General features: G+C 70.2%; 20 protein-coding genes, 1 pseudogene and 1 riboswitch. Of the genes and pseudogenes, 17 read left to right on the top strand and 4 right to left on the bottom strand.

Going from position 1 to position 23,949, the window contains the following annotated elements; genetic code table 11:
- Nucleotides 1–68 precede the first annotated feature (68 nt).
- From ACIRQ7_RS06135 to ACIRQ7_RS06065, 15 genes and pseudogenes are all read left to right on the top strand, one after another.
- A complete protein-coding gene (locus ACIRQ7_RS06135) occupies nt 69–671 on the top strand; it encodes a TetR/AcrR family transcriptional regulator (RefSeq protein ID WP_404260269.1) in 603 nt (200 codons plus the stop codon).
- 37 nt (nt 672–708) lie between these two features.
- Nucleotides 709–1,203: a coenzyme F420-0:L-glutamate ligase gene (locus ACIRQ7_RS06130; RefSeq protein WP_404261316.1), complete on the top strand. Its 495-nt coding sequence runs from the start codon at nt 709–711 to the stop codon at nt 1,201–1,203.
- A 364-nt stretch (nt 1,204–1,567) separates the two neighbouring features.
- Nucleotides 1,568–1,813: a hypothetical protein gene (locus tag ACIRQ7_RS06125; RefSeq protein WP_404260268.1), complete on the top strand. Its 246-nt coding sequence runs from the start codon at nt 1,568–1,570 to the stop codon at nt 1,811–1,813.
- A gap of 5 nt (nt 1,814–1,818) precedes the next feature.
- Nucleotides 1,819–2,733, top strand: coding sequence for a carbohydrate kinase family protein (locus tag ACIRQ7_RS06120; RefSeq protein WP_404260266.1), 915 nt, complete (start codon nt 1,819–1,821; stop codon nt 2,731–2,733).
- 29 nt (nt 2,734–2,762) lie between these two features.
- Nucleotides 2,763–4,880 (top strand): trehalose-6-phosphate synthase, encoded by a 2,118-nt coding sequence (locus ACIRQ7_RS06115; RefSeq protein ID WP_404260264.1) that lies wholly within the window; start codon nt 2,763–2,765, stop codon nt 4,878–4,880.
- Nucleotides 4,881–5,132: 252 nt separating this feature from the next.
- Nucleotides 5,133–5,555, top strand: a complete 423-nt coding sequence (locus ACIRQ7_RS06110) for a substrate-binding domain-containing protein (protein ID WP_404260262.1) — start codon at nt 5,133–5,135, stop codon at nt 5,553–5,555.
- Nucleotides 5,556–5,674: 119 nt separating this feature from the next.
- Nucleotides 5,675–6,901 carry a cation:proton antiporter gene (locus ACIRQ7_RS06105; protein ID WP_404260261.1) on the top strand — a complete coding sequence of 409 codons (1,227 nt, stop codon included), beginning with the start codon at nt 5,675–5,677 and terminating at the stop codon, nt 6,899–6,901.
- A 454-nt stretch (nt 6,902–7,355) separates the two neighbouring features.
- Nucleotides 7,356–8,819, top strand: coding sequence for a xanthine dehydrogenase small subunit (locus tag ACIRQ7_RS06100; protein ID WP_404260259.1), 1,464 nt, complete (start codon nt 7,356–7,358; stop codon nt 8,817–8,819).
- Nucleotides 8,816–11,272 carry a xanthine dehydrogenase molybdopterin binding subunit gene (xdhB, locus tag ACIRQ7_RS06095; protein WP_404260258.1) on the top strand — a complete coding sequence of 819 codons (2,457 nt, stop codon included), beginning with the start codon at nt 8,816–8,818 and terminating at the stop codon, nt 11,270–11,272. The genes ACIRQ7_RS06100 and xdhB overlap by 4 nt, the downstream gene beginning before the upstream one ends.
- A 1-nt stretch (nt 11,273) precedes the next feature.
- Entirely contained in the window at nt 11,274–12,083 is an 810-nt protein-coding gene (gene xdhC / locus ACIRQ7_RS06090; protein ID WP_404261315.1) for a xanthine dehydrogenase accessory protein XdhC, read from the top strand.
- Between the two features lie 134 nt (nt 12,084–12,217).
- A riboswitch (cobalamin riboswitch) is annotated at nt 12,218–12,346 on the top strand.
- 49 nt (nt 12,347–12,395) lie between these two features.
- Complete coding sequence (locus tag ACIRQ7_RS06085; RefSeq protein WP_404260256.1) at nt 12,396–13,979, top strand: ABC transporter substrate-binding protein; 1,584 nt, start codon at nt 12,396–12,398, stop codon at nt 13,977–13,979.
- Nucleotides 13,882–14,148, top strand: a pseudogene (locus ACIRQ7_RS06080) (hypothetical protein); the annotation flags it as partial. The gene ACIRQ7_RS06085 and the pseudogene ACIRQ7_RS06080, both read left to right, overlap by 98 nt.
- A 494-nt stretch (nt 14,149–14,642) precedes the next feature.
- Complete coding sequence (locus ACIRQ7_RS06075; protein WP_404260254.1) at nt 14,643–14,930, top strand: ABC transporter permease subunit; 288 nt, start codon at nt 14,643–14,645, stop codon at nt 14,928–14,930.
- Nucleotides 14,927–15,760 (top strand): ABC transporter permease, encoded by an 834-nt coding sequence (locus ACIRQ7_RS06070; protein WP_404260253.1) that lies wholly within the window; start codon nt 14,927–14,929, stop codon nt 15,758–15,760. Before ACIRQ7_RS06075 ends, ACIRQ7_RS06070 begins: the two co-directional genes overlap by 4 nt.
- Before the next feature lie 547 nt (nt 15,761–16,307).
- Entirely contained in the window at nt 16,308–16,796 is a 489-nt protein-coding gene (locus ACIRQ7_RS06065) for a hypothetical protein (RefSeq protein WP_404260252.1), read from the top strand.
- A gap of 412 nt (nt 16,797–17,208) precedes the next feature.
- Here the strand turns inward: ACIRQ7_RS06065 and ACIRQ7_RS06060 are convergent, their stop codons facing one another.
- Nucleotides 17,209–18,057, bottom strand: a complete 849-nt coding sequence (locus ACIRQ7_RS06060) for an SDR family oxidoreductase (RefSeq protein ID WP_404260250.1) — start codon at nt 18,055–18,057, stop codon at nt 17,209–17,211.
- 116 nt (nt 18,058–18,173) lie between these two features.
- On the opposite strand from ACIRQ7_RS06060, the gene ACIRQ7_RS06055 reads away from it, so the two are divergent.
- Both ACIRQ7_RS06055 and ACIRQ7_RS06050 read left to right on the top strand, forming a co-directional pair.
- Complete coding sequence (locus ACIRQ7_RS06055; RefSeq protein ID WP_403671953.1) at nt 18,174–18,635, top strand: MarR family winged helix-turn-helix transcriptional regulator; 462 nt, start codon at nt 18,174–18,176, stop codon at nt 18,633–18,635.
- 482 nt (nt 18,636–19,117) lie between these two features.
- A complete protein-coding gene (locus ACIRQ7_RS06050; RefSeq protein ID WP_404260248.1) occupies nt 19,118–20,929 on the top strand; it encodes a TIGR03767 family metallophosphoesterase in 1,812 nt (603 codons plus the stop codon).
- Between the two features lie 91 nt (nt 20,930–21,020).
- Here ACIRQ7_RS06050 and ACIRQ7_RS06045 read toward each other — a convergent pair whose 3' ends face one another.
- The 3 genes from ACIRQ7_RS06045 to ACIRQ7_RS06035 all read right to left on the bottom strand — a co-directional run bounded on the left by ACIRQ7_RS06045 (nt 21,021) and on the right by ACIRQ7_RS06035 (nt 23,738).
- A complete protein-coding gene (locus ACIRQ7_RS06045; protein WP_404260246.1) occupies nt 21,021–21,860 on the bottom strand; it encodes an enoyl-CoA hydratase/isomerase family protein in 840 nt (279 codons plus the stop codon).
- A gap of 363 nt (nt 21,861–22,223) precedes the next feature.
- Nucleotides 22,224–22,502 (bottom strand): hypothetical protein, encoded by a 279-nt coding sequence (locus tag ACIRQ7_RS06040; protein ID WP_403671962.1) that lies wholly within the window; start codon nt 22,500–22,502, stop codon nt 22,224–22,226.
- A gap of 114 nt (nt 22,503–22,616) precedes the next feature.
- Nucleotides 22,617–23,738: a PP2C family protein-serine/threonine phosphatase gene (locus ACIRQ7_RS06035; protein ID WP_404260245.1), complete on the bottom strand. Its 1,122-nt coding sequence runs from the start codon at nt 23,736–23,738 to the stop codon at nt 22,617–22,619.
- Nucleotides 23,739–23,949: the final 211 nt, after the last annotated feature.

The raw sequence follows: 23,949 nt of genomic DNA, 5'->3' as shown, positions 1-23,949 counted from the left end.
GTCCAATATGGGAGGTGGGGAAGCGCTCCCCATGCCGGAACGCTCGTCTTGTGATGCAGGAGGTCCCCATGCCGCCAGCGGGCCGTCCCCGCGCCTTCGATGTGGAGGCCGTACTGGAGGCTGCGATGCTGCTGTTCTGGGAGCAGGGGTACGAAGCGACCTCGCTGGCGCAGCTGCGAGCCGCCACGGGGCTGTCCTCCGCGAGCCTGTACGGCGCCTTCGGCTCGAAGGAAGGGCTTTTCAAGCAGGTCGTCGAGCACTACATGAAGGGGCCGGGCGGCGCTGTCGACGTCATCGAGGACGAGACGGTCAGCCCGCGCGAGGCCGTGGCCGGGCTGCTGCACCGCTCGATCGACATGCAGGCCGACTCGTCCCACCCCACCGGCTGTCTCGTCGCCCTGTCCGGCACGATGCGGGCACCGGGGGAGGAGCACGCCGGAGTGCGCGCGGCCGTCGCGGCACGGCGTGAGGCCGACCGGGTGCGCATCAGGGCCTGCGTGGAGCGAGGCATCGCCGCAGGTGAACTCGATGCCGACGCCGACGTCGACGGCGTGACCACCATGATTCACAGCTTTCTCCTCGGCCTCTCCACGCAGCTGCGCGACGGGGCGGCCGCAGCGACTCTGCACACGGCGGTCGAGGTACTGCTGCTCAACTGGCGCCGCGCGTAGGGAAGGTGCCCGGCTTGTTGCTTGTTGCTTGCTGCTTGTGGTCGCCTCGAAGGTCGTCTCGATCGCCGAGGGCCGGTTCGTCGACCTCGCGGACGTGAGGCCCGGCCCGGCCGCCCTCGGCCTGTCCGCGCGCACCGGAAAACCAGCCGAGATCGTGGAACTGATCCTCGGCGAGTCCAGCGAGTCCAGCGAGCACTTCGGCGCAGGGGAACGCGGGCCGATCATCGCCCGACATCACCTTGGTCACCAGCTGACGTCCGCCGGCATCGACCGAGCCGGCGCCAACGGGGCATGGCTGTTGCCCAGAGATCCCGATGCCTCCGCCCGCGCGCTTCGCGACGCGATCACGGCGTGGACGCGGCGTCCCCGTCGCCGCACTGCGCGGTATCGCCTACGAGCGCAGCGACGACGGAGTGGCCGCGATGCTCCACAAGGCGCCTTGACACGGCCGGCTCTGCGGTGCCCCGGACGGTCGCAGCTGAGGGCAAGGCCGCGCAGGGCAGGGCTTCGGTGCACGCCACCGAAGCGGTGATCGGCGGTGTCACCGGCACTCTCGCCGGTCCTACGGGCGGGCTCCTGGGGCGGTTCGATGAGTGCGGCCGCCTGCGCCACGTCGGCCGCAGCGCATGGAGGCGCCGGGGGCGTCGGTGTACTGCCGGTCCACTTCCATGTCGGTGGGTGCCACAGCACGCCCTCGATCGGCTGAGCCCTTCGCCACTGCTGAGGCCTTCTCCAGTGGCGGCTTTGCGGGCGTGGTGGGGCACGGTCCGGCTCGGGCGTGTCTGACGAAGACGGTGCTCCGGTCAGGATGCTTCCGGGCAATCCAGGGGCAAGATACGGCCACTTCCTCCAGCAACATCACGACTGGGCGTCATCGTCTGCTTACATTTCCGACCATGTCTGATCCGCAGCGCGTGCCGCAGTTGCCGCAGGAGGAAACCGTCTTGATTCGTGTGTGGCACGAGCGTGGGTACGTAGTTGCCCGTCAGGAGGCGGCGAGCGGTGAGGGGCTGGGGCCGGACCTCGTCGTGCCGCCGCAAGTGCCGGCCCGCAGCGGGCTGCGGCGCACGGTGGTGGGCCGGCTGGAGCGCGAGCGGGACGGCCGGCTGGCGGAGGACATCGCCCTCCGGCTGAGCCGGTGAGGCCCGTGTCATCTCAGCGGGCGACGGTGCTCATCGCCGGGGCCTACTCGGTCGACCTCGTCCTGACGGATCTGCGCGGCCCGGTGAGCGCCGGGACCGAGGTATGGGCCAGTGGACTGGACATGGTGCCCGGCGGAGCGTTCACCTTGGCGATGGGGCTGCGCCGGCTGGAGCGCCAAGCGGTGTGGGCGGCCGATTTCGGTACGGATGTCTTCAGCCGTGAGGTCCTGGCGACGGCGCGCCGCGAAGACATGGATGAGGCGGGTTTCCGGCATCACCAACGCCCGGTGCGCAATGTGACGGTGGCCCTGTCCGATCGCCAGGACCGGGCCATGATCGCCTACGAGGACCCTGTCACGGCGCGTCCCCTCGCAGAGTTGATCGATGTTTTCCGGCCGGCCGTGGTGATGCTCCCCTTTCTCCAGTTCGGCCCGGACATCACAGACGCCCTGGAAGTGGCCGCCCAGCACGGAGCCAGGGTGTTCATGGACTGCCAGGACTATCCCGGGCACATCGGCATGCCCGAAGTACGCAAGGCGCTGGGTCAGGTGGACGTGTTCGCGCCCAACGAGTCGGAAGCGCTGCGGGTGACCGGGACCGGCACGGTCGAGGAGGCGCTTGTCCTGCTTTCCGGCCTGGTGCCCACGGTGGTGATCAAGCAGGGAGCAGCGGGCGCGATCGCCTCCACGAACGGCCGTCGAGCAGCTCAAGCCTCTCTCACGGTGCCGATAGTGGACACGACCGGGGCCGGCGACTGCTTCAACGTCGGCTTCGTGCACCGGTGGATGGACGGCGGTCCGCTGCACGACTGCCTGGCAGCGGGAGTGGCCTGCGGAGCAGCAGCCGTTACCGGACCGGGCTCCAGCAACGCCCTCAACGCCGCCGAGCTCGCCACATGGCTCACGCGGCTGCCGCACTGAACGTGAACCAGAAGGACAGGGGGGTTGCCGTGAACGACCGCGCGCGCCGGGCTCAGGGCCGCAGCCGGCAAGTATCTGCGGGCGAAAGAGTCCTGGTCGCCGACCTCGACGGCACGCTGCTGGGCGGCGACAAGGAGAGCCGCCTGCGGCTGCGCCGCGCACTGGAGCGCCACCCGGAGATCACCGTCGTCTTCGCAACGGGGCGCAGCCTGAGCTCCGTGCAGATGCTACTGGGGCAGGATCCGCTGCTCCCAGGACCACGGTGGATTGTCGCGGACGTCGGCGCCAGCGTCATTGACGCGGCCGACATGAGCCATATCGACGCACTGGAACGACCACTGCGGAGGGGATGGCCCGGACACGAACACATCCGGGAGACCCTGCGCGGCTTCTCTCAACTCGAATATCAGAAGGTCGCCCAGGAAGGGCGCTGCTCGTTCTACCTGGCTCCCGAAGGGCTGACTGGCGCCCTCACCTCGGCAGTGGCGGGCATGGGATGCTCCTGGTCCTACAGCGAAGAACGCTATTTCGACGTCCTGCCTCCGCGCGCGGGCAAGGGCCCGGCCGTCCTCCAGCTCGTCCACAAGCACCAGTGGCCCTTGTCCAGCCTGCTGGTTGCCGGTGACTCGCTCAATGACCTGTCGCTCTTCCAGCTCCGCTCACACGGGGTCATCGTGGGCAACGCCGAGGCGGCCCTCACTGAACGAGCCCCCAAGGACCCCCTGATCCACCGCTCCCGTCTCGCCGGTGCCGCCGGCATCCTCTCGGCGCTGCAACACCTCAACTGGGTCAAGCCTCCCGCACCGGTAGTCATCGGCTACCACCGCGCGCCCGCTCGCTGGACCAAGGGACGATGGGAACAGCCCTCCAGCCCCAACGGCATCCTGCCCACCCTGACATCCATCCTCGGCAGCAAGAACAAGGACGGCGAACTGCATGCCGTGTGGGCTGCCGCGGTCACCGCCGAAGGACACGACAGCTGGCCCGCCGCGTTCCCTGATCGCCTGCCCATGGCCCTTTTGCCCGTGCCGTCGTCCCGCTGGAGCGGCTACTTCCACCGGGCCTGCAAAGAAACGCTGTGGCCGGCGCTGATGTCCCAGCCCCACCTCATCCACCACGCCCAGGCCCACTGGACCGACTACGAGCAGGTCAACGCCGCCTTCGCACACCACATCGGCGCCCACGCAGCCGATGGCGGAACGGTGTGGCTGCACGATTACAACCTCTGGCTCGTCCCCGGCCTCCTCAAGCGCAGCCGACCGGACCTGACCATCGGCCTGTTCCACCACACCCCCTTCCCCCCGCCCGACGTCTTCGAGGCTTTGCCCGTCGCCGAGCAACTGCGCGCCTCCCTCAGCCAACTGGACTGGGCCGGCTTTCACACGGCCGCCTACGCCGACCACTTCCACCAGCTGCTGCAAGACACAACCACCGTGCCACGCACCGGCGTCCACCCCCTGGGCATCGACCAGGCGGCCGTCGCCGCCCTTGCACGCTCCCGCGTCCCCCACGCCACCACAACGGACAGCCCGCTGGTGCTGTCCGTGGAACGCCTGGACTACGCCAAAGGCCCCGTCCACAAGATCCGCGCGCTGGCCACCCTTCTCGACCGACAGCCGGAACTGCGCGGACGACTGCGCTTCCGGCTCGTGTGCCCGCCACCCGAGCCCGGGATCCGCGCCTACGAGGCAACCCGCATCGAACTCGAACAGGCCATCACCACCCTCAACACCCGCTGGGCCACCGGTGAATGGCAACCGGTGGAATACCTCCCCCGATCGCTCCCCTTCACGGAGGTCATGGACCACTACCTGGCAGCCGACGTCTTCTGGGTGACCTCCCTGGCCGACGGGATGAACCTCACCGTCCAGGAATACCTCACGGCCCAAGCCTCCTCCGGACGCTCAGGCATCCTCGTCCTCTCCCGACACACCGGTATCGCCCAGCAACTCGGGGACGCGGCGCTGCTCACCGACCCCCACCACCCGCAGGACCTGGTAGACGCCCTGCACACCGCGCTGACCACGCCCCCGTCCCGTCGCAGGGCAAATACCGCCCACCTGATCGACCTGCTCGACGCGGCCACACCCCTCGACTGGGCCCGCGCAGTCATCGCGGCCATCGGCGAGCAGCCCGGGCAGCTGTAGGTTCTCGCCGGCCGCGTCGTCCGGCGCTTGGGGGTCTGTCCCCGTGAACCGTATAACTGGATGGGTTTCTGAACGCAGATTCGGTCGCTGGCGAGGCGGCCGTCGAAGGGATGAAGGGCCAGCGCGGTCTTGGCCCTCGGGCTTCGGAAGAAGCCCCTGGGCGACCTGGGCTCCCTGGGCCGCGTCGCTGAGCAACTGCGACTGCCCCCACATCCTGGGCGCCACCGATCCGGCTGACACCGACCACCGGCAATGGTGCAGTGCGGACAGTCCACCGTCCGCCTCGTCAAGATCCCCTTCGACGGCGAGCTCGTGAAGCCGGTGGACGCCTACCACTGGATGGACGGAGCGCGGGCCGCGGCCGCACTCCTGGACGCCGGCTCGCGCCCGGACGCCCTGCTCTGCCTCAACGACCACCTCGCCCTCGGCGCGCTGCGCGCCCTGCACGAGCGGGGCCGGAGCGTCCCCGGCGACCTGGAGGTGGTGGGCTTCGACGACATCGAGGCCTCCCGCTTCAGCGTGCCGAGCCTGACCACGGTGTCCCCGGACAGGAAGGAGATCGCCCGCGCCGCCGTGGCGCTCCCGCTCGACCGGATCGAGGAGCCGGCGGCCGGTCCGCTGCAGGACCATGTCGTGGCCCACGAGCTGAAGGTGCGGGAGAGGACCGGGGGCTGAGCGCCGCCGAGGCCAGTCCGACTCGTCCCCCACCGGCGCGCTCCTCCCGCCGGGGCCGCAGCCCCGCACTAGGCTGCGCACACCGGGAAAGGCGCCGAGCCGGAAAGCGCGGGAATGCCATGCTTGCCTTCACCGTCATCGCGGGCATTCTGTTCACCTGGACAGTCCTCTCGCACCGCCTGGCCCGATGGAGCATCACCGCCCCGATCGCCATGATGGTCGCGGGCATCGCCCTGACCGCCGGTTCGGACCCACCGCTGCAGTTCGACTTCGACACGTCCGGCTTCGAGCACGCGGTGGAAGTCGTGCTGGCGCTGCTTCTCTTCGTCGACGCCACCGAGGTCCCCGGCGGCGTCATCCGCAGGGAGAAAGGGGTCGTCGCCCGGCTGCTCGGTGGTGCTCTGCCGCTGGCCCTGGGCATCGCCTTCCTGACCGCGTACGCCTTCTTCCCCGAGCGGCCCGGGTGGATCCTGGCGGTCCTGGCGACCGTCGTCGTCCCCCTGGACCTGGCCCCCACCGCGGCCGTCGTACGCGACAAGAGGATTCCGTCGCGGCTGCGCGATGTCCTCAATGCCGAAGGCGGCCTGAACGACGGGATCATCTCGCCGGTGTTCCTGCTGTGCATGGCCGCCGCCGTCGAATCCCGCACCAAGAGCGCGGACTACGCGGATGCGCTGCTGGAAGCGGTCGAATCGGCGGCCTGGGCCGTCGGTGCGGGCTCGGTCATCGGCTACCTGGCCGGGTGGCTGCTGCGCAGGTCCTGGGCGAGCGGCTGGGCGCAGCACGCGGCGACGAGGCTCGGCGTGCTGACTGTTCCCGTGGCCGCCTACACGCTGTCGTCGGCACTCGGGGGCAACGGCTTCGTCGCGGCCTTCGTCGCCGGTGTCTGCTTCGCCCCCGCGATGCGCCACCTCCCTGCGGACGCGGTGCACTTGACCGACGACCTGGTCACCCTGATGTGCCTCGCGTTGTGGTTCGTGTTCGGGCAGCTGGTGAACAATCAATTCTGGGACGGGTTCCACCTCTCCGTGATCCTTTACGCGCTCATCGCCGTATCCCTGGTGCGCACGGTCCCCGTGGTGCTCATGCTCACGGGTACGGGGATGCGGATGTCCGACAAGCTGTTCCTCGGGTGGCTGGGCCCCAGAGGCGTGACCTCCATCGTCTTCGGGCTCCTCGCAGCTGTCCGGCTGCCCGCGCACAGTGCCGATTTCATCGTCCGCGTGATGGTGATGACGGTCATGCTCAGCATCGTGCTGCACGGTCTGAGCACCGAACCCCTCGGCCGCGCCTACGCCCGCAGGGTCCCCTCCTGGACGAATCCCCCGGCCCCGTCCGGGACCTGACGGGCCGCAGTACATGGCCCGGTCCTGCCGCTGCAGCGGCGGATCGGGCATCGGTTCCTGCTCCGCGCCACGCGCCTCGAAAGGCGGTCGGGTTCCCGGCCGGCCGAGGGCAGCCTCTTGACCCATGTGGCCCCGGCCATTACTTTGCGGGAGTCGTATGATCCACCAGTACCCAAGGAGGTGACCAGCAGATGTACACCAGCTCTGATCTTGGTCGCCTCGCCCAGTGCACAGCCTGGGTTCCGGGTCGGATCGCGCACGGCTGCTGAGTACGCCGTTCTGATGTGCCCTTCCGCGGCACATTCCGGGTTTCCCGTCTCCCCTTCCCGGCACGCCACCTTTGCGTGCCGTCTTGCGCCCGCTCCTCTCACCCGGCGCCTCTGAACACAGAAAGCTGCCTGAAATTGGCGAACATCATGAATCGACCGATCACGCACCGAAACGAAGGCCTGGCATGGTAGCGGCGCGCATCACGGTCAATGGGAAAGAATCACCCCTCTCACCGGCTGCGCCGCACGCCACAGCGCTGGAATTCCTGCGCGAGCGCGGCCTCACCGGGACCAAGGAGGGGTGCGCCGAGGGTGAATGCGGGGCCTGTTCGGTCCTGGTGGCCCGCCCCGGGGTGAACAAGCCCACCGACTGGGTGGCGGTCAACGCCTGCCTGGTCCCGGCCGCGGCGCTCGACGGTCAGGAGATCATCACCTCCGAGGGCCTCGCCACGGCCGGCGACCCCGGCAAGCCGCCCACGCTGCACCCGGTGCAGGAGGAGATGGCGGTCCGCGGCGGCTCCCAGTGCGGCTACTGCACGCCGGGATTCATCTGCAGCATGGCTGCCGAGTACTACCGGCCCAACCGCTGCGCGCACGCGGACCCGGCGGGCAGCACCGACGCCGAGCACGGTCCGAACGGTTTCGATCTGCACGCGCTGAGCGGGAACCTGTGCCGCTGCACCGGATACCGCCCGATTCGCGACGCCGCGTTCGCCGTGGGAGCCCCCGCCGATGAGGACCCGCTGGCGCAGCGTCGCGAGCAGTCCCCGCCCGCACCGGTTGCCACTGAATACACCCAGGACGGCAGCGCGTTCCTGCGGAAGAGCACCCTCGCCGAAACCCTGCAGTTGCTGCGCGAGCGGCCCGACGCGGTGGTGGTCGCCGGCTCCACCGACTGGGGCGTCGAGGTGAACATCCGTGCCCGCAGGGCGGGTTGTGTGGTCGCCATCGACCGGCTGCCGGAGTTGCGGGAGCTGCGCGTCGCATCCGACCACATCGAGATCGGGGCGGCGCTGACGCTCACCGAGATCGAACGCCGCCTCGACGGCGACGTCCCGCTGCTGGCAGAGCTGTTCCCGCAGTTCGCCTCCCGGCTCATCCGCAACGGTGCGACGCTCGGGGGCAACCTGGGCACCGGCTCACCCATCGGCGACAGTCCTCCGGTGCTTCTCGCGCTGGAGGCGTCGGTGGTGCTCACCGACGCCGACGGTGAGCGCGAGGTCCCGCTGGCGGACTACTTCACCGGCTACCGGCAGAGCGTGCGCCGGCCCGGCGAGCTGATCCGCGCGGTGCGTATCCCGCTGCCGCTGTCGCCGGTCGCGGCCTTCCACAAGATCGCCAAGCGGCGCTTCGACGATATCTCCAGCGTCGCGGTCGCTTTCGCGCTCGACATCGAGGACGGCATCGTCCGCACGGCACGCATCGGCCTGGGCGGGGTGGCCGCCACCCCGATCCGCACCCTCGCCACCGAGGCGGCCCTGGAGGGCAAGCCGTGGGCGGCGGAGACCGTCGAGGCCGCGGCCCGGGTGCTGCAGGCCGAGGGCACACCCATGAATGATCATCGCGCCAGCGCCGACTACCGGTCCGCGATGCTGGGTCAGAGCCTGCTGAAGCTGTACGCGCAAACCACCGAGGCGGTGTCGTCATGAGTCATCTGTCCGAGCGCCCCGAAAAGCCTGTCGTCGGCGTCCCGATGCCGCACGAGAGTGCCACCCTGCACGTCACCGGCACCGCGCTCTACACCGACGACCTGGTCCATCGCACCAAGGACGTCCTGCACGCCTACCCGGTCCAGGTCATGAAGGCCCACGGCAGGATCACCGCCCTGCGCACCGAACCCGCGCTCGTCGTGCCCGGTGTGGTCCGCGTGCTGACGGGGGCCGACGTGCCCGGCGTCAACGACGCCGGGATGAAGCATGACGAACCGCTGTTCCCCGACGAGGTCATGTTCCACGGCCACGCGGTCGCCTGGGTCCTCGCCGAGACCTTGGAGGCGGCCAGGATCGGCGCGGCGGCCGTCGAGGTGGAACTCGACGAACAGCCCTCCCTGATCACCCTGCAGGAAGCGATCGCGGCCGGCAGTTTTCACGGCGCTCGGCCCGTGCTGCTCAGCGGCGACGTCGACGCCGGCTTCGCCGACTCCGCGCATGTGTTCACCGGCGAGTTCCAGTTCTCCGATCAGGAACACTTCTACCTGGAGACGCACGCGGCGCTGGCCTACGTCGACGAGGCCGAGCAGATCTTCGTCCAGAGCAGCACCCAGCATCCTTCGGAGACCCAGGAAATCGTCGCGCATGTGCTCGGTCTGCACAGCCACGAGGTGACCGTGCAGTGCCTGCGGATGGGCGGCGGCTTCGGCGGCAAGGAGATGCAGCCGCACGGGTTCGCGGCCGTCGCCGCGCTCGGCGCCAAGCTGACCGGTCGGCCGGTCCGGCTGCGTCTCAACCGCACCCAGGATCTGACCATGTCCGGCAAGCGGCACGGGTTCCACGCCGCATGGAAGATCGGCTTCGACGCCGACGGCCGCATCCAGGCCTTGGACGCCACCTTGACCGCGGACGGCGGCTGGAGCCTGGACCTCTCCGAGCCGGTGGTCGCCCGTGCGCTGTGCCATATCGACAACACCTACTGGCTGCCCCACGCGCGCATCGCCGGCCGCATCGCCAAGACCAACAAGGTCTCCAACACGGCCTTCCGCGGCTTCGGCGGACCGCAGGGCATGCTGGTGATCGAGGACATCATGGGCCGGTGCGCCCCGCTGCTCGGCCTGGATCCGATGGAGTTGCGGGAGCGCAACTTCTACCAGCAGGGTCAGTCGACGCCGTACGGACAGCCGGTCGTGCAGCACGAACGGATCTCCGCCGTATGGCAGGAGGTGCAGCACAACGGCGGCATCGCCGATCGCAAGCGCGAGATCGCCGCCTTCAACGCCGCACACCCGCACACCAAGCGGGCACTTGCGGTCACCGGCATCAAGTTCGGCATCTCGTTCAACCTCACCGCCTTCAACCAGGGCGGCGCGCTGGTGCTGATCTACAAGGACGGCTCGGTCCTGATCAACCACGGCGGCACCGAGATGGGCCAGGGCCTGCACACCAAGATGCTGCAGGTGGCCGCGACCACCCTGGGCATCCCGCTGCACAAGGTCCGGCTGGCCCCCACACGAACCGACAAGGTGCCCAACACCTCGGCCACCGCCGCGAGTGCCGGAGCGGATCTCAACGGCGCGGCGGTGAAGAACGCCTGCGAGCAGTTGCGGGAGCGGCTGCTGCAGGTGGCTGCCACCCAACTGAGCGCGAATGCCTCGGACGTACGCATCGTCGAGGGCGTCGCGCGCAGCCTGGGCAGTGACAAGGAGCTGGCCTGGGACGACCTGGTGCGCACCGCGTATTTCCAGCGGGTTCAGCTGTCGGCGGCCGGTTTCTACCGGACCGAGGGACTGCACTGGGACGCGAAGACGTTCAAGGGCTCGCCGTTCAAGTACTTCTCCCATGGGGCCGCCGCGGCCGAGGTGGAGGTGGACGGCTTCACCGGCGCATACCGCATCCGGCGGGTGGACATCGTGCACGATGTCGGCGACAGCCTGTCCCCGATGATCGACATCGGTCAGGTGGAAGGCGGGTTCGTGCAGGGGGCGGGCTGGCTGACGCTTGAGGACATGCGCTGGGACTCCAGTGACGGGCCGCACCGCGGCCGGCTGCTGACCCAGGCCGCGAGCACCTACAAGCTGCCGAGCTTTTCGGAGATGCCCGAGGAATTCCACGTCACCCTTCTGGAGAACGCCACCGAGGAGGGCTCGGTATACGGGTCCAAGGCGGTGGGTGAGCCTCCGCTGATGCTGGCGTTCTCGGTGCGAGAGGCGTTGCGGCAGGCCGCCGGCGCGTTCGGGCCTAAGGGGGCCGGCATCGAGTTGGCCTCACCCGCGACACCGGAGGCGGTGTACTGGGCGATCCAGCAGGCCCGCCGGAACGGTGCCTCCCCGAACGGTCACGCCCGTAACGGGGCTGCCGCCAACGGCCACGGCGGCGACGGCCACGCCGGAAACGGGAACGCTGCCAACGGCACGATCCGGAGCAACGCCACAGCATTGAACGGTGCCTGACATGACGTGGGTCGACGCGGTCACACGGTTGCGGGCACGCCGGGAGGCCGGCGTGCTGGTGACCGTCGCGACCGTGCGCGGCCACGCCCCACGCGACGCAGGAGCGAAACTGGTGGTGGGGCAGACCGAGACGTGGGGTTCGATCGGTGGCGGCAATATCGAGGCCGTCGCGATCGATCGGGCCCGGGGAATGATCGGCGCGTCCAAGCCGGAACCGGAACTGATCGATTTCGCCCTGAACGACAAGGTGACCAACGAGCACGGCGTGCAGTGCTGCGGCGGCGCGGTCTCGGTGCTGCTCGAACCGCTGCCGGTGGTGAGGGCGGTGGCGATCTTCGGCGTCGGGCACGTAGGGCTGGAACTGGCACGCATCCTGGCACGTCAGGACCTCGACCTCCATCTGGTCGACACCCGCGCCGACATCCTCACCGAGGAGCGGCTCGACGTGCTGGCGGACGCGGTGGCGCAGGTGCATGTGCATCACACGCCGCTGCTGCCCGAGGAGGTGCTGGAGGAGTTGCCGCACGGCACCCACATCCTGATCATGACCCATGATCATGCCGAGGACGCCGCGCTGTGCGACGCCGCCTTGCGGACCACCCATCTCGGCTCCCTCGGGCTGATCGGGTCGGAGGCCAAGTGGGTGCGGTTCCGCAAACGCCTCGCCACCGAGGGCGGCCACGGCGAGGCCACCATCGACCGGATCAAGACCCCGATCGGGCTGGCCACCCTGACGGGCAAGGAACCCGCGACCATTGCCGTGAGCGTCGCCGCCGATTTGCTGCGCACCTTCGAAACCGAGGGGGACTGACACTCCCACCGGATCGACAGGGCGCCCCGCACGCGTGCGAACGCACCGTGCGGGGCGCCCTGTCGGCGTGACCGAGCCCCTGGACCCGGCGCCCGCCGCCTCGTGCGCCACAATGAGTGCACGAGGCGACGGGGACCAGGAAGCCGGTGCGATTCCGGCGCGGTCCCGCCACTGTGACCGGGGAGCTGTCCTCCTGCATGCCACTGTCCGCAGCCGCGGGTGGGAAGGCGGAGGCCGGCAACGATCCGGGAGCCAGGAGACTGACCCGTCGCCGGTCCGATGGCAGGGGCGAGGAAACCCCGGAGAGGATCGATGGTGACGACGCATGCCCGGACGGAGCCGGTGCACCGGCCCGAACCCGGCAACCGGCCGGAACCCGGAAGACGGATGGTGCTGGCCGCCGGAGGCGCCCTGGCGCTGACCTCGCCCGGCCTGCTCGCCGGCTGCGGCGGGGACGCGAGGGACGGGGGCGGCGGCGACCGGTTCCGCGCCGCGTTCACGGCCGGCGGCTCCCAGGAGACCCTCGACCCCCACGTCGCGCCGAACTTCGTCGACCAGGCCCGCGCCAAGGCCCTCTACGACACGCTCGGCACGTACGCGGACGACATGTCCGTCCGCGAGCGGCTCGCGGAATCCTGGGAGGGCGACGCCTCCGGCACCCGGTGGCACATACGTCTGCGCACGGCGGAGTTCCACGACGGCAGACCGGTGACCGCACGGGACGTCCTCTACAGCTACCGCCGCGCTGCCGACCCCGACACCGGTTCCCCCTCGCAGCAACTGCTCTCCGCGATCGACTTCGAGGCGAGCAAGGCCGACGGCCAACGGTCCGTCGTCTTCGTGCTGAAGGCGCCGAACTTCGAGTTCCCCACCGTCTTCGCCGGCCCCGGCACGGAGATCATCCCCGACGGTACGAAGGACTTCCGCAAGCCCGTCGGCTCCGGCCCCTTCAGCTACGTGTCGTTCACACCCGGCGGGACCGCCCGCTACCGGCGCTGGGCGGACCACTGGGACGGTGCCCCGCACATCGCCGAGCTGGAGATCGTCCCGGCGAACGAGGAGTCGGCGCGACTCAACGCGCTGCTCTCCGGACAGGTCCACTACGCCGCCGACATGGCCGGCGCCTCGGTGGACCGGCTGCAGCAGAAGGGCTCGACGCGGCTGCTGACCGCCAAACGGGCCACCGCCCAGCAGCTGTTGCTGCGCGCCGGCCGCAAGCCCTTCGACGACCCGCGGCTGGTGCGGGCCGTGCAGCTCGGGCTCGACCGGAAGGCGCTGGTGCGCGTCGCCCTCGCCGGGCACGGCGAGCCGGGGAACGACCTGTTCGGCATGGGCCTGCGCGGCTACCCCGACGGCCTGAAGCCCCGCGTGCGCGATGTCGAAAGGGCCCGGAAGCTCGTGAAGGAGGCCGGCGCGGACGGGTGGGAGATCACCGTGGAGACCAGTGCGGTCGACGCCGCCTGGGAGCCGGCCGCGGACCTGATGGCGCGGCAACTACGCGAGGTGGGGCTGAAGTTGACCGCCAACACCCGGGCCGCCAGCACGTATTTCAGTGAGATCAAGACGCACGGGGTCGCCGCCTTCAACACCAGCTCCACGCTGCCCGTCTCCGACTTCCTCCAGCAGCGGGTCCGCGGCGGAGCCGCCCGCAACCAGACGCAGTACGCCTCGAAGGAGTTCGACACGCTGCTGGAGCGCGCCCGCACCACCCGCGACGAGCGGGACCGGCTGGCCTTGCTCACCCGCGCCCAGAAGATCGCCCGGGACGGGTCCGGGCTCCTGGTGTGGGCGTTCTCCGATGCCAACGACGCCATCGGCCCTTCGGTCCGCGGCCTGCGCGCCGCACCGCCGAACTCGCACGACTGGGCCCGGTTCGACCGGGTCCGCATCGGCTGAAGTGCGCGCCTACGTCCTGCGGCGCTCACTGCTGGCGGTCCTTCAGTGCCTGGTGGTGCTGGTCGCCGTGTTCGCCGTCGGCTCGCTGCTGCCCGGGGACACGGCCGACGTGCTCCGCGGCGAACTCGGAACGCCCGCACAAGTCCAGGCACTGCGAAGCCAGTTGGGGCTGGACGAGCCGGCCTGGACCCGCTTCGGGCACTGGCCGGGCAACCTGCTCACCGGCGACCTCGGGAATTCCCTGACGACCGGCCTGCCGGTGGGCGACGACATCGGCCGCCGCATCGGGGTGACCCTGCTGCTGGGTGTCCCGGCGCTGGCGCTGGTCACGGTGCTGGCGCCGCTGCTGGGCACGGTGTCGGGACTGCGGGAGGGCAGTCGCGTCGACCGGACGCTGAATACGGCGGCCCTTCTGCTGCACGCCGTCCCGGAGTTCGTGCTCGGGCTGCTGCTGGTCGCCTCGGTGTCGCTGGCGGCCGGGCTGCTGCCGGCCACCGCCGTCGGCATGGACACGGCGGCCCTGCTGGCGCAGCCGGCCGTACTGGCACTGCCCGTCACCGTCCTGACGGCCCGGCACCTCTGCGATCTGGCCCGCCAGATACGCGTCGACGTGGCGGCCGAGCGGCACGGTGCCGTCGCCCCGAGCACCTGCGGCTGCTGGGGATGCGGGAGCGGACGGTGGTGCTGCGCCATGTGCTGCCGGGCGCCCTGGGGCCCGCCGCGCAGCAGTACGCCCGGTGCGTGGAGGGCCTGCTGGGCGGCGCCGTGCTGGTGGAGGTGGTGTTCGGATTCCGCGGGCTGGGCAGCGGTTTCGTCGAGGCGGTGCAGAACCGGGACCTTCCCCAGGTACAGACGTACGCGCTGTTGTTCGCCGGCACCGCCGTCGCCGTGAACCTCGTCGGCGACCTGGCCGCCCACCGGCTGGCGCCGCGTCGGGAGGTGACGGCGTGACCGCGCGGAAGAAGGCCGACGCCGCCGGCACCGGCCGTCCCCGCCGTCCCTGGATCGCGCTGGTGCTGCTCGGCGTGCCGGTGCTCGCCGCCGCCCTGGGGCCGTGGGTGGCCGGTAACGCGCCGTCGGCGGAGGGCGCGTTACCGTCGCAGCCGCCAGGCGCCGGGCACCCGCTCGGAACCGACGTGCTGGGCCGCGACGTGCTGTGGCTCGTGCTGCACGGCGGCGCCTCGGTCGTGGGCAGCGCCCTTGGCGCGCTGCTGGTCGGCATGGCCGCAGGGGTGCCGTTGGGGCTGCTGGCCGCGGGCCCGCGGCGTGGCCTCGACGAGACGGTGATGCGGGGCCTGGACCTGCTGCTCGCTTTCCCCGGACTGCTGGTGCTGATGACCCTGGCCGCGACGGGGCACCGGGACTGGTACTGGCTGGTGGCGGTGGCCGGGGTGCTGCAGGTCCCGGCCGTGACGCGGCTGGTACGAGGAGCCGCGCTCGCGCCCAGCACCCGGACCGTCGTCGAGGCGCTGCGGATGCAGGGACGCGGCTGGGCCTACATCCACCTGCGCCACCTCGCACGCGAACTGGCCGCTCCCCTCGCCACCGACGCGGGCGGCCGCTTCACCGTGGTGCTGTACCTGCTGGCGTCCGCCAATTTCCTCGGCCTCGGGCTGCCGGCATCCTCGCCGGACTGGGCGGTGCTCATCGAGCGCAACAGCGACGCCCTGTTCACCCAGCCCGCCGCGGTGCTGGTCCCCGCCGGTCTGCTGACGGCGCTGTGCGTCGGCGGCAACCTGCTCGTGGACCGCGCCCTCGAACAGAAGAGGAGGGGCCGGTGACCGGCTCCGTCCACATACCGCTGCTGGACGTCCCGGAGATCTCCGCGCATGCCGGCGGAGCGCAGCGGCCGCTGCTGGACGGGGTAGGACTGACCGTTCCGGCGGGCGCCGTCACCGCCGTCGTCGGCCCGTCCGGCAGCGGCAAGACGACGCTCGGCCTGGCGGTGCTCGGTACCTCCCGAAGTGGTGTGCGACGCCTGGCACCACTGGAACACCATCGGCCGACCGAAGCGGGACCGCGCGCGGCTCACCGTGACCGCTGCCGGCCAGGAGGTGCACTGGGCAGCGCCCGCCTCGTCGTCCATCCCATCGAGCTAGGCCCCCTGCCGCCTCCGGGGGCTCCTCGTCCTCTTCGGGAAGTCTGTGGCCACAGGCCGCCGAAGTGCTCCGCGGCACCCTGCGCGGCTGTTCCTGGTGGCCAGAATGAAGACGTGCACTGGTGTGTCGACCCGGCCGGCGGCAGCTCAAGCGGATTGCGGCATGGCGGGCCGCGCCTGGGTAGGGGTGGGTTGGACCTGTTTGAACTGGGAGGCGTCATGCGCAGTTGGTGCGCAGGCAGCAGTTGCGGGTTCGTGTGGCCTATCACGGCTTCGCGTTGCAGGAGTCGGATGACGCGTCGCTCGCTGTTCCCTACCCGGATGAGACCGAGTTCGGAAGGTACGTGAATGTCTTCCCGGGCCGGCTCGACTTCTACAGCGCCGGGCACACGCACACCGCTGCCGTCGTGGTGGAGGTGTGGGACGGCCTGCCTGAAGCCCGAGCCAAGGAAGAGTGGGAGGAGCGGGAAGAGGTGGTCCTGGAGACGTCCAGTGGCGAACTGGCGGTGTGGGGGATGGAACGCACGGACGACATCGTCCTTCTCGGAGATGCCGGCGGACGCCGGCGGGTGTGGGTGGGCTCTGCCGGGAGGGCTGAGGTCCGGCGGATGACCGAGGATGTCGGTGTGGTGCATGGCGTCGAGCGGTGGCTTGTGCAGTTCTGGCCCGACCACGATCGAGGCGGTGCGGGCCTCCCAGTGCTCGCACCGCCTCAGTAGTCAGTCGATCTGCACAACGAAGCCGTCCTCCAGGCCTTCGAGGAGCTTCCTGACGTCGCCGGTAGAGCCGCCGGTTGATTCGCACTCGGCAGCGCCGTTGAAGGCAGAGGCGAAGGGGAATTCGTCGCGGTCCTTGGCGTTGTGCCGTGCTCAGATGCTCTTCGGCCCGTAGTACGGAGAGTCGGTCGATCGGGGGCGACCCGGCACTCGCGACCAGAGGAATCTCGCTCGCTACCTGGCCACGTCGCCCTTGGCGGCACCCTCACGTGGCCGGCCGCATCTTGCATGGGGTGTCGCTAGGGGAGCGTCTTGCCGGTCGGCCCGGTGTGCGCACCCCGTATCCGGGGTGCGGGCACGGACCAAGGGGATCGGTACGTGCGCGGGGGAGTGCCCCTCGCCCGGGTGGGTGCGGTCAGGCGAGCCAGCTGGTGGTGAGGCCGAGGGTCGCGGAGCCGTCCACGTCGGTGAGCTTGGTGCCCACGAAGCCCCGGGCCCAGTCGGAGGTCTGGAGGCGGAAGGCGGGTTCGTCCGCGGTGAGCGCCTCGAGTACCGACTCCGCGGCGCCCTCGGAGGTCTGCGCGCCGTCGAGGAACTGTGTGGCCATGCGGGTCAGGTAGGCGTTGAGCTGGGGTGCGTAGACCCCGGCATCGGCGACGGCCGCGTCCAGGTCGACGCCGGCGTTGGCGACGAACTCGGTCGCCACGGCGCCGGGTTCGATCACGGAGACGGACACGCCGTGAGCCGCGGCCAGGGGGGCCAGGCTCTCCATGTATCCCTCGACGGCGAACTTGGCCGCGCAGTAGGCCTCGTTGAAGGGCTGTCCGATGACGCCGCCGACGCTGGTGACGGTGATCAGACGGCCGCGGGCGGTGCGCAGGTGGGGCATGGCCGCCTTGGAGACGTTGAGCACGCCGAAGAAGTTGACCTCCATGACGTTGCGGACGTCCGCCACGGACTCGTTCTCCAGGGTGCCGATGTGTCCGGCGCCCGCGTTGTTGACGACGGCGTCCAGGTGTCCGTAGTCGGCGAGCACGCCGTCGATCGCGGACGTGATCGACGCCTCGTCGGTGACATCGAGCCGGCGGATGTCGAGGTCCACGCCGGCCTCGGCGGCGGCCTCGCGCAGGGCGTCGGAGCGGCTGGGGTCACGCAGCGTGGCGACTGTCGTCCAGCCGGCGCGGGCGGCGGAGACGGCGGCGGCGAGGCCGATGCCGGAGGAGGTGCCGGTGATGAGGACGACCTTGGGGGACGGGGAAGACATGGGGGAGGCCTTTCGTGGCGCAGGGATGTCGATCGATGTCGATCTCGATGCACTTAAGTGCGTGTACACACACCATAGAGTTATGTGTGCGTACACGCAACCGCTAAGCTGACGACATGCCGAAGAAGAAGCTCACGCAGGCGGAGATGCCGGTGGCCGACCACGCCTTCTATGGGGTGGTCTGGGCCGGGACCGTCCTGACGGACCGCGTGGACCGCGCCCTGATCAAGGCGCACGATCTTCCGGTCTCCTGGTTCGAGGTCCTGCTCTGGCTGGCCGCGAGCCCCGACCCCGTTCCGGCCTCGGTCCTGGGCAACAGCACCATGCTCAGCCGCAGCCAGGTCTCGCGCGTCGTCGACGCCCTCCAGAGCCGCGGGCTGGTCACCCGTACCCCCTCGTCCAGCGACGCCCGCTCCGTCGAGGTCTCTCTCACCGCCGAGGGGCACGAGCTCTTCGAGGCGGCCGACGCCACCCGCCGCGAGTGCCTGGCCCCCGTCTTCACCGACCTCCTCGACGAGGATGACCTGCAGGCGCTCAGCACGGTGTGGAAGAAGCTCAAGGCCAACAAGGACGCGTAGGGCGTTTCGTCCGGATCTGGACCACGCGGGCCGGCCCTTGGCCGTTGCGGAGCAGGGCGCGGGGAACCTACGGGTCGGCTCCGCTGCGTGAGCGTCCACCGATCGGGCCGCAGTGCAGCCGGGCGCCTGCTGCGTGGTGAGGGAGACGGCGTGGTGAGGGCTACCCGCGGTTCGCCGAGGCGCGGCTACCCATGGTTCGGCGAGGCGCGACGCGGTCTCGGCACCTTTCGCGGCCGGGGTCCAGGGCTCGGTGTCGCCTGATCGGGCCGGCCCAGTGGTTCGGCCGGGGGCAGGTCGTGGGGAGGGCCCGGTCGGCTGAGTGATCTCCTCGCGTCGACGGGCCGTGTCGACGGGCGATGGGTGTTCCCGGTTCCGGCACCGTTCAGCTTCAGGTCACGCTCGTACGCCAGCTTTCGGAGTGAGCTGTTCCGTTTACTGACATCACTCCGGTCGGGCACTCCGGCCACAGCGCGGAGGGCCTCATGGCCGGTACGGAAACCACCCGTCGTCGATTCCTCCTCACCTCCGGTGCCGCCGTCGCCGGAACCAGCGCCGCATGGGCACTCCCGGGGCAGCGCCACAGCGGTACGCCGTCCAGCGCCGGGCCCCCGCAGGATGCGGCCGCCTCCTCACCGACACCTCCCGGCCTCCGGCGCGCGGCACCGTACGGGACCACCACGCTGGAGACATCGGCGCGGCTGACCGGCAGCGGGGGCTACCGACGCATCACCTCGGGCCCCGGATGGCCCCTGGTCGTCCGGCCCGAGCTCGCCGCGGCCGGGTCCGGACGCCAGGACAGACGGACGGCTCTGGCGTGCTTCGTCCAGTTCACCGACCTTCATGTGGCGGACGTCCAGAGCCCCTTGCGCAGCGAGTTCCTGCGCGCCGGCTCGCCGGGATCGTGGCGAGGGCAGGAGGCGCTGTCGGTGGCCGGCGCGGTCTCACTGGTGGAGCAGGTGAACGCGCTCCGCGGCGGTCCCCACACCGAACGCCCGCCGGCGTTCGTCATGTCCACGGGTGACAACATCGACAACCACTCCATGGTGGAGCTGCAGTGGTTCCTCACGCTCATGAGCGGAGGCCGGATCACCCCCAACACCGGTGACCCGGCCTCGTACGAGGGCGTGCAGAACTCCGGCCTCCCGCTGTACTGGCATCCGGACGCCGGCCTGCGCGACCAGGACAAGGCACGCGGCCTGCCGCGGATACCCGGTTACCTCGAAGCCGCGATACGCCCGGTCACCAGCCCCGGTCTGCGCATCCCCTGGTACTCGACGCCCGGCAACCACGATGACCTGCCGGGCGGTTGCCTGGCCCCGCAGGACCCCGTACTGGCGGATTACATCACCGGGGCACGCAAGCTGTTCTCCGTACCGGACGCCGACGTGGCCGCTTTCGCCAAGGTGCTGCGAACCGGCGACGACCCCAAGAGCGCGGTGCTCAAAGAGATCCTGGCCCGCAACGCCGCCCGAGCCCGGACCGTGAGCGCCGACGAGCGTCGTCGCATGTTCACGCCGCACGAGTACGTAGGTGCGCATCTCGACCCGGCCTTCGCCGGAGCGGGACCGATCGGGCACGGATACACCGAGAACCATCTGGACGGGGAGCAGATGTACTACACATTCGCCGTCGCGGAGGGCGTGATCGGCATCAGCATCGACACCACCTACCGCAGCGGCCACTTCGAAGGCTCACTCGGTACCGAGCAACTCCGCTGGCTGGAGCGGACGTTGGCCGCACACAGCGCTGTCCACTACGACGCGGACGGCCGACCGGTGCGCCATGCCGGGGCCGACGACGCGCATATTCTCGTGTTCAGCCACCATCACAGCCCGAGCATGACGCGGCGCCCCGACTCGGCGCGTACGGAGGAGACGCGGCACGACGGCGAGGAGCTCATCGCCCTGCTGAGCCGGTTCCCGAACGTGGTGGCATGGATCAACGGTCACAGTCACGTGAACCACATCAGACCGCACGTCCATCCGACGGCCGCCCGGTCCTTCTGGGAGGTCAACACCGCCTCCCACGTGGACTATCCGCAGCATGCGCGGATCATCGAGCTTGCCGACAACCACGACGGGACGTTGTCCCTGTTCACCACGCTCATTGAGTCCGCCGCACCGCACCGCGCGGACTTCGGCGACTTGTCGGCCGTCGGTCTGGCATCCCTCTACCGCGAGCTGTCCTACAACGCTCCCGGCCTCGCCGCCGCCGGCATGTCCGGCGGTGTCCACGAGGTGATGGCAGGCACCCCCACGGACCGCAACACGGAACTCCTCGTCCATCGAGCATGACGCGGCCGGCCACACCGGCAGCCGGTGCGGGGATGTGGCGATCGGGCGGGCGCCCTGCCCGCGCACGGATCCCGAGCCGTCGTCATCCGCATCAGTCGACGGCGTTCAATTCACCCAGTGCGTCACCGAGGTCGAGTTCGGTTCGGCCACGGGTCTGGAAGCCCCGCTTGAACAGCGCTGCCGTGCGTTGCTGCGTTGCCTCGCTGCGCACGAGCTGCTGGAAGAGGGCGGCATCCGCGCGTACGTCGGCGCGAGCGGGCAGGCTGATGGCGTTGATGGCTGCTTTGGCTGCGATCAGCGCATCGCGGGGGAAGCCCCCGATGCGCGCGGCCAGGCCGGCCACGAACGCGTCCAGCTCGGCGTCGGGCACCGCGCGGTTGATCCATCCGTAGCGTTCGGCGAGTTCGGCATCGAAGTCGGCTGACGTCAGTACGGCTTCGAGTGCGCGGCCCCGGCCCAGCAGGCGGGTGAGGTGCTGGATCGCGCCCGCGCCGGGCGGGGCGCCGATGCCGACTTCGGGCTGGCCCAGGACGGCGGTTTCCCGGGAGGCGAAGCGCATGTCGCAGGCGAGGAGGAACTCGCTGCCCGCCCCGCGTGCCCGGCCGCGGAGCTTGGCGAGGGTGACGGCCGGGATCTGGCTCAGCTTGCGGAACAGCATCCCCAGGGAGGCGTCGCCCGGACCCCCGCCCTTCGCGGCTTCGGCGGTGTATTCGGCGACGTGCGTCATGTCGACGTGCGGGAAGAAGAAGTCGCCATCCGCGCTGTCGAAGACCACCACGCGGGCAGCGTCCGGACGGGAGAGCTCATCGAGCAGCCCGACCAGGTCACGCACGACCTCGGGACCGATGAGGTTGATCGGCGGCGCATGGAAAGTGGCGGACAGGACGGTGCCGTCCAGCCTGGTGGTGAGGGTTTCGTACGAGGCGGTCATGTCTCTTCCTCTCGGTGCGCATCACGGTGCGCATCACGGGGCGCGTCACGACGCGGGTGGCACTCCCGGCGGCTGTGCGCCCGCTGGAGCAGCAGGGAGGTGACGTGGCCCGGAGGCGCCAGTCGTGCGGCACCGGGGCCTCCGCGCCCCGCGCCTGATCCCCTTAGCGATCGATCCGACAAGTTCGCCCAGCGCAGCGCAGCCCAGCGAAGCGCAGTGCAGAGTCCGAGGCAGCGCAGAGCCCGAGAAGGGCCTGCCGGCCCCGGCCCGGAGAGGCGGAAGCCGATACGCGCCCCGGCGCCCCTGGCGCGAGACTCCGTGGCCGTGGGGGCGTGCCCATGCGCGGGAGGGAATGCCGGGCCTTCAGAACGGGGGTGCGCCCACTCCTGAGATGGGGAGGAAGCCATTTCCCAGGTCGGCCGAAGGCAGGAGATCGAACTTGCCCTCGTTTCCGTTGGCCAGTCGGATGACGAGCTCGCCCGCCTCATGGATGGGGAGCAGATCGTCGTCCGGATCGGCGTGCAGAACACCACCCCAGTGCTGCTCTGCCGCGGTTCCCTGGACGCTCAGCACGGCGTCCGCGGTCGTGACCACGACCCCGTCGACGTGCACCTCAGCCTTGGCTGTGTAGAACCCTGCCATGTGGCCAGTGTCCCCCCGAGCTGCCCTTCGGCGCCTGTTGAGGCCGTCCGCCAGATGGTCCACGCGCTCCTTCCCGGCCGTGACCGGGTGCCTGAGGCGGCCACCGCAAGCGTCTCAGCCGGCGTGATCGGGTGACGTGGTGTGGACCACTTTCTTGAGCTGGTGGCCGGGGTCGAGTGTGGGAGAGCGTTGAATCGCCACCGCGGCAGCGTCATCGTTCAGCTGCCCTCCGACATGGGCCATGAGGTCGGTGCGGATGTGGTGCAGCAGTGCTTCGGGGCCGCTGTCGGCCCATTGGGCGATGCGCTCGGCGAGCGGGTAGAAGGAACCATCCGACGAGCGGGCCTCGATGATGCCGTCGGTGTAGAGCAGGAGCGTGTCATCGTCCTCGAAGGGGAACGGGTCGACGGTCAGGCCGGTCCTCGGTAGATCGCACATGCCCAGCGGGGGCTCGGCGTGGCGCGGGTACAGGGCGGTCACGTGGTGCTTGTGCAGCAGGAGGGGCGGCGGGTGCCCACAATTGATCATCCGCGCCATGGGCTCCTCGTCGGAGATGTCGAGCACCAGGGCAGTGACGAACTGCTCGTACAGCTCGTCCGCCTCCGCATGCGGGGCGTGCTCGGCCAGATGCCGCCGGATGCTCTCCTCAAGAGTGACGACCAGTTCCGCGAGGGAGGCCGACCGGTGGGCGGCGTCCCGGAAGGACCCCATGATCACGGAGGCGTCACTGATCGCGGTCATGCCCTTGCCGCGGACGTCACCGATGAGCAGACGCGCGCCGTTCCCGGTCCGCGTCGCCGCGTACAGGTCGCCGCCGATCTGCGCCTCGTCATCGGCGGCCCGGTAGGCCGAGGCCAGCCGCAGCGGGCCCATGCGATGCGGCAGCGGTGGCAGCACCACCCTTTGGGTGGCCTCGGACACCGACCGCACTTGTGCCAGCTGACGAATGCGGCGCTGACGCTGGCGACTGAAGACCACGATGACGAGCGAGAGCAGCGCGAGGGCAGCAATCTGCACCTGGTGGTTGGTCGAGAACAGTTCGTCCTGGTCACGCAGGACTCCTATGACCGCCTGGGCCGCCACGGCGAGCGCGCCGACCAGGCCGGTCAGCCAGGGGCCGGCGAACCAGGGAGTGATGGCGGGGGCGACAATCAGCAGGGGCCCCAGATGAATGTCACCCGGGGCCAGAATGTCGACGACCGTGATGGCGAGAATCAGCCCCAGGGGTATCGCCAACAGAGCGTGACCGGATCGCCATGGCTGCCACAGATCCGCAACACGCCGCCGGAAGCTCATACCCCCACCCTGCACCGCCTCCGGCCCGGCCGCAGGGCGTACCTCGCCCCCCGGTCGCACCGGAGGCAGGCCCCTGGCTCTGCCCTAAGAGGGCGGGCCTCAGCCAGCCAGTGCCAGGCTCTCTCGGGCCTCGTGAGCAGGTCGTCCCCGC

Origin of the sequence: Streptomyces sp. NPDC101393 (assembly GCF_044767385.1) — a bacterium.
In the GTDB taxonomy this organism is placed as follows: domain Bacteria; phylum Actinomycetota; class Actinomycetes; order Streptomycetales; family Streptomycetaceae; genus Streptomyces.
The sequence above is the reverse complement of the archived record's forward strand: the minus strand, read 5'-3'. Positions and strand labels throughout refer to the sequence as shown.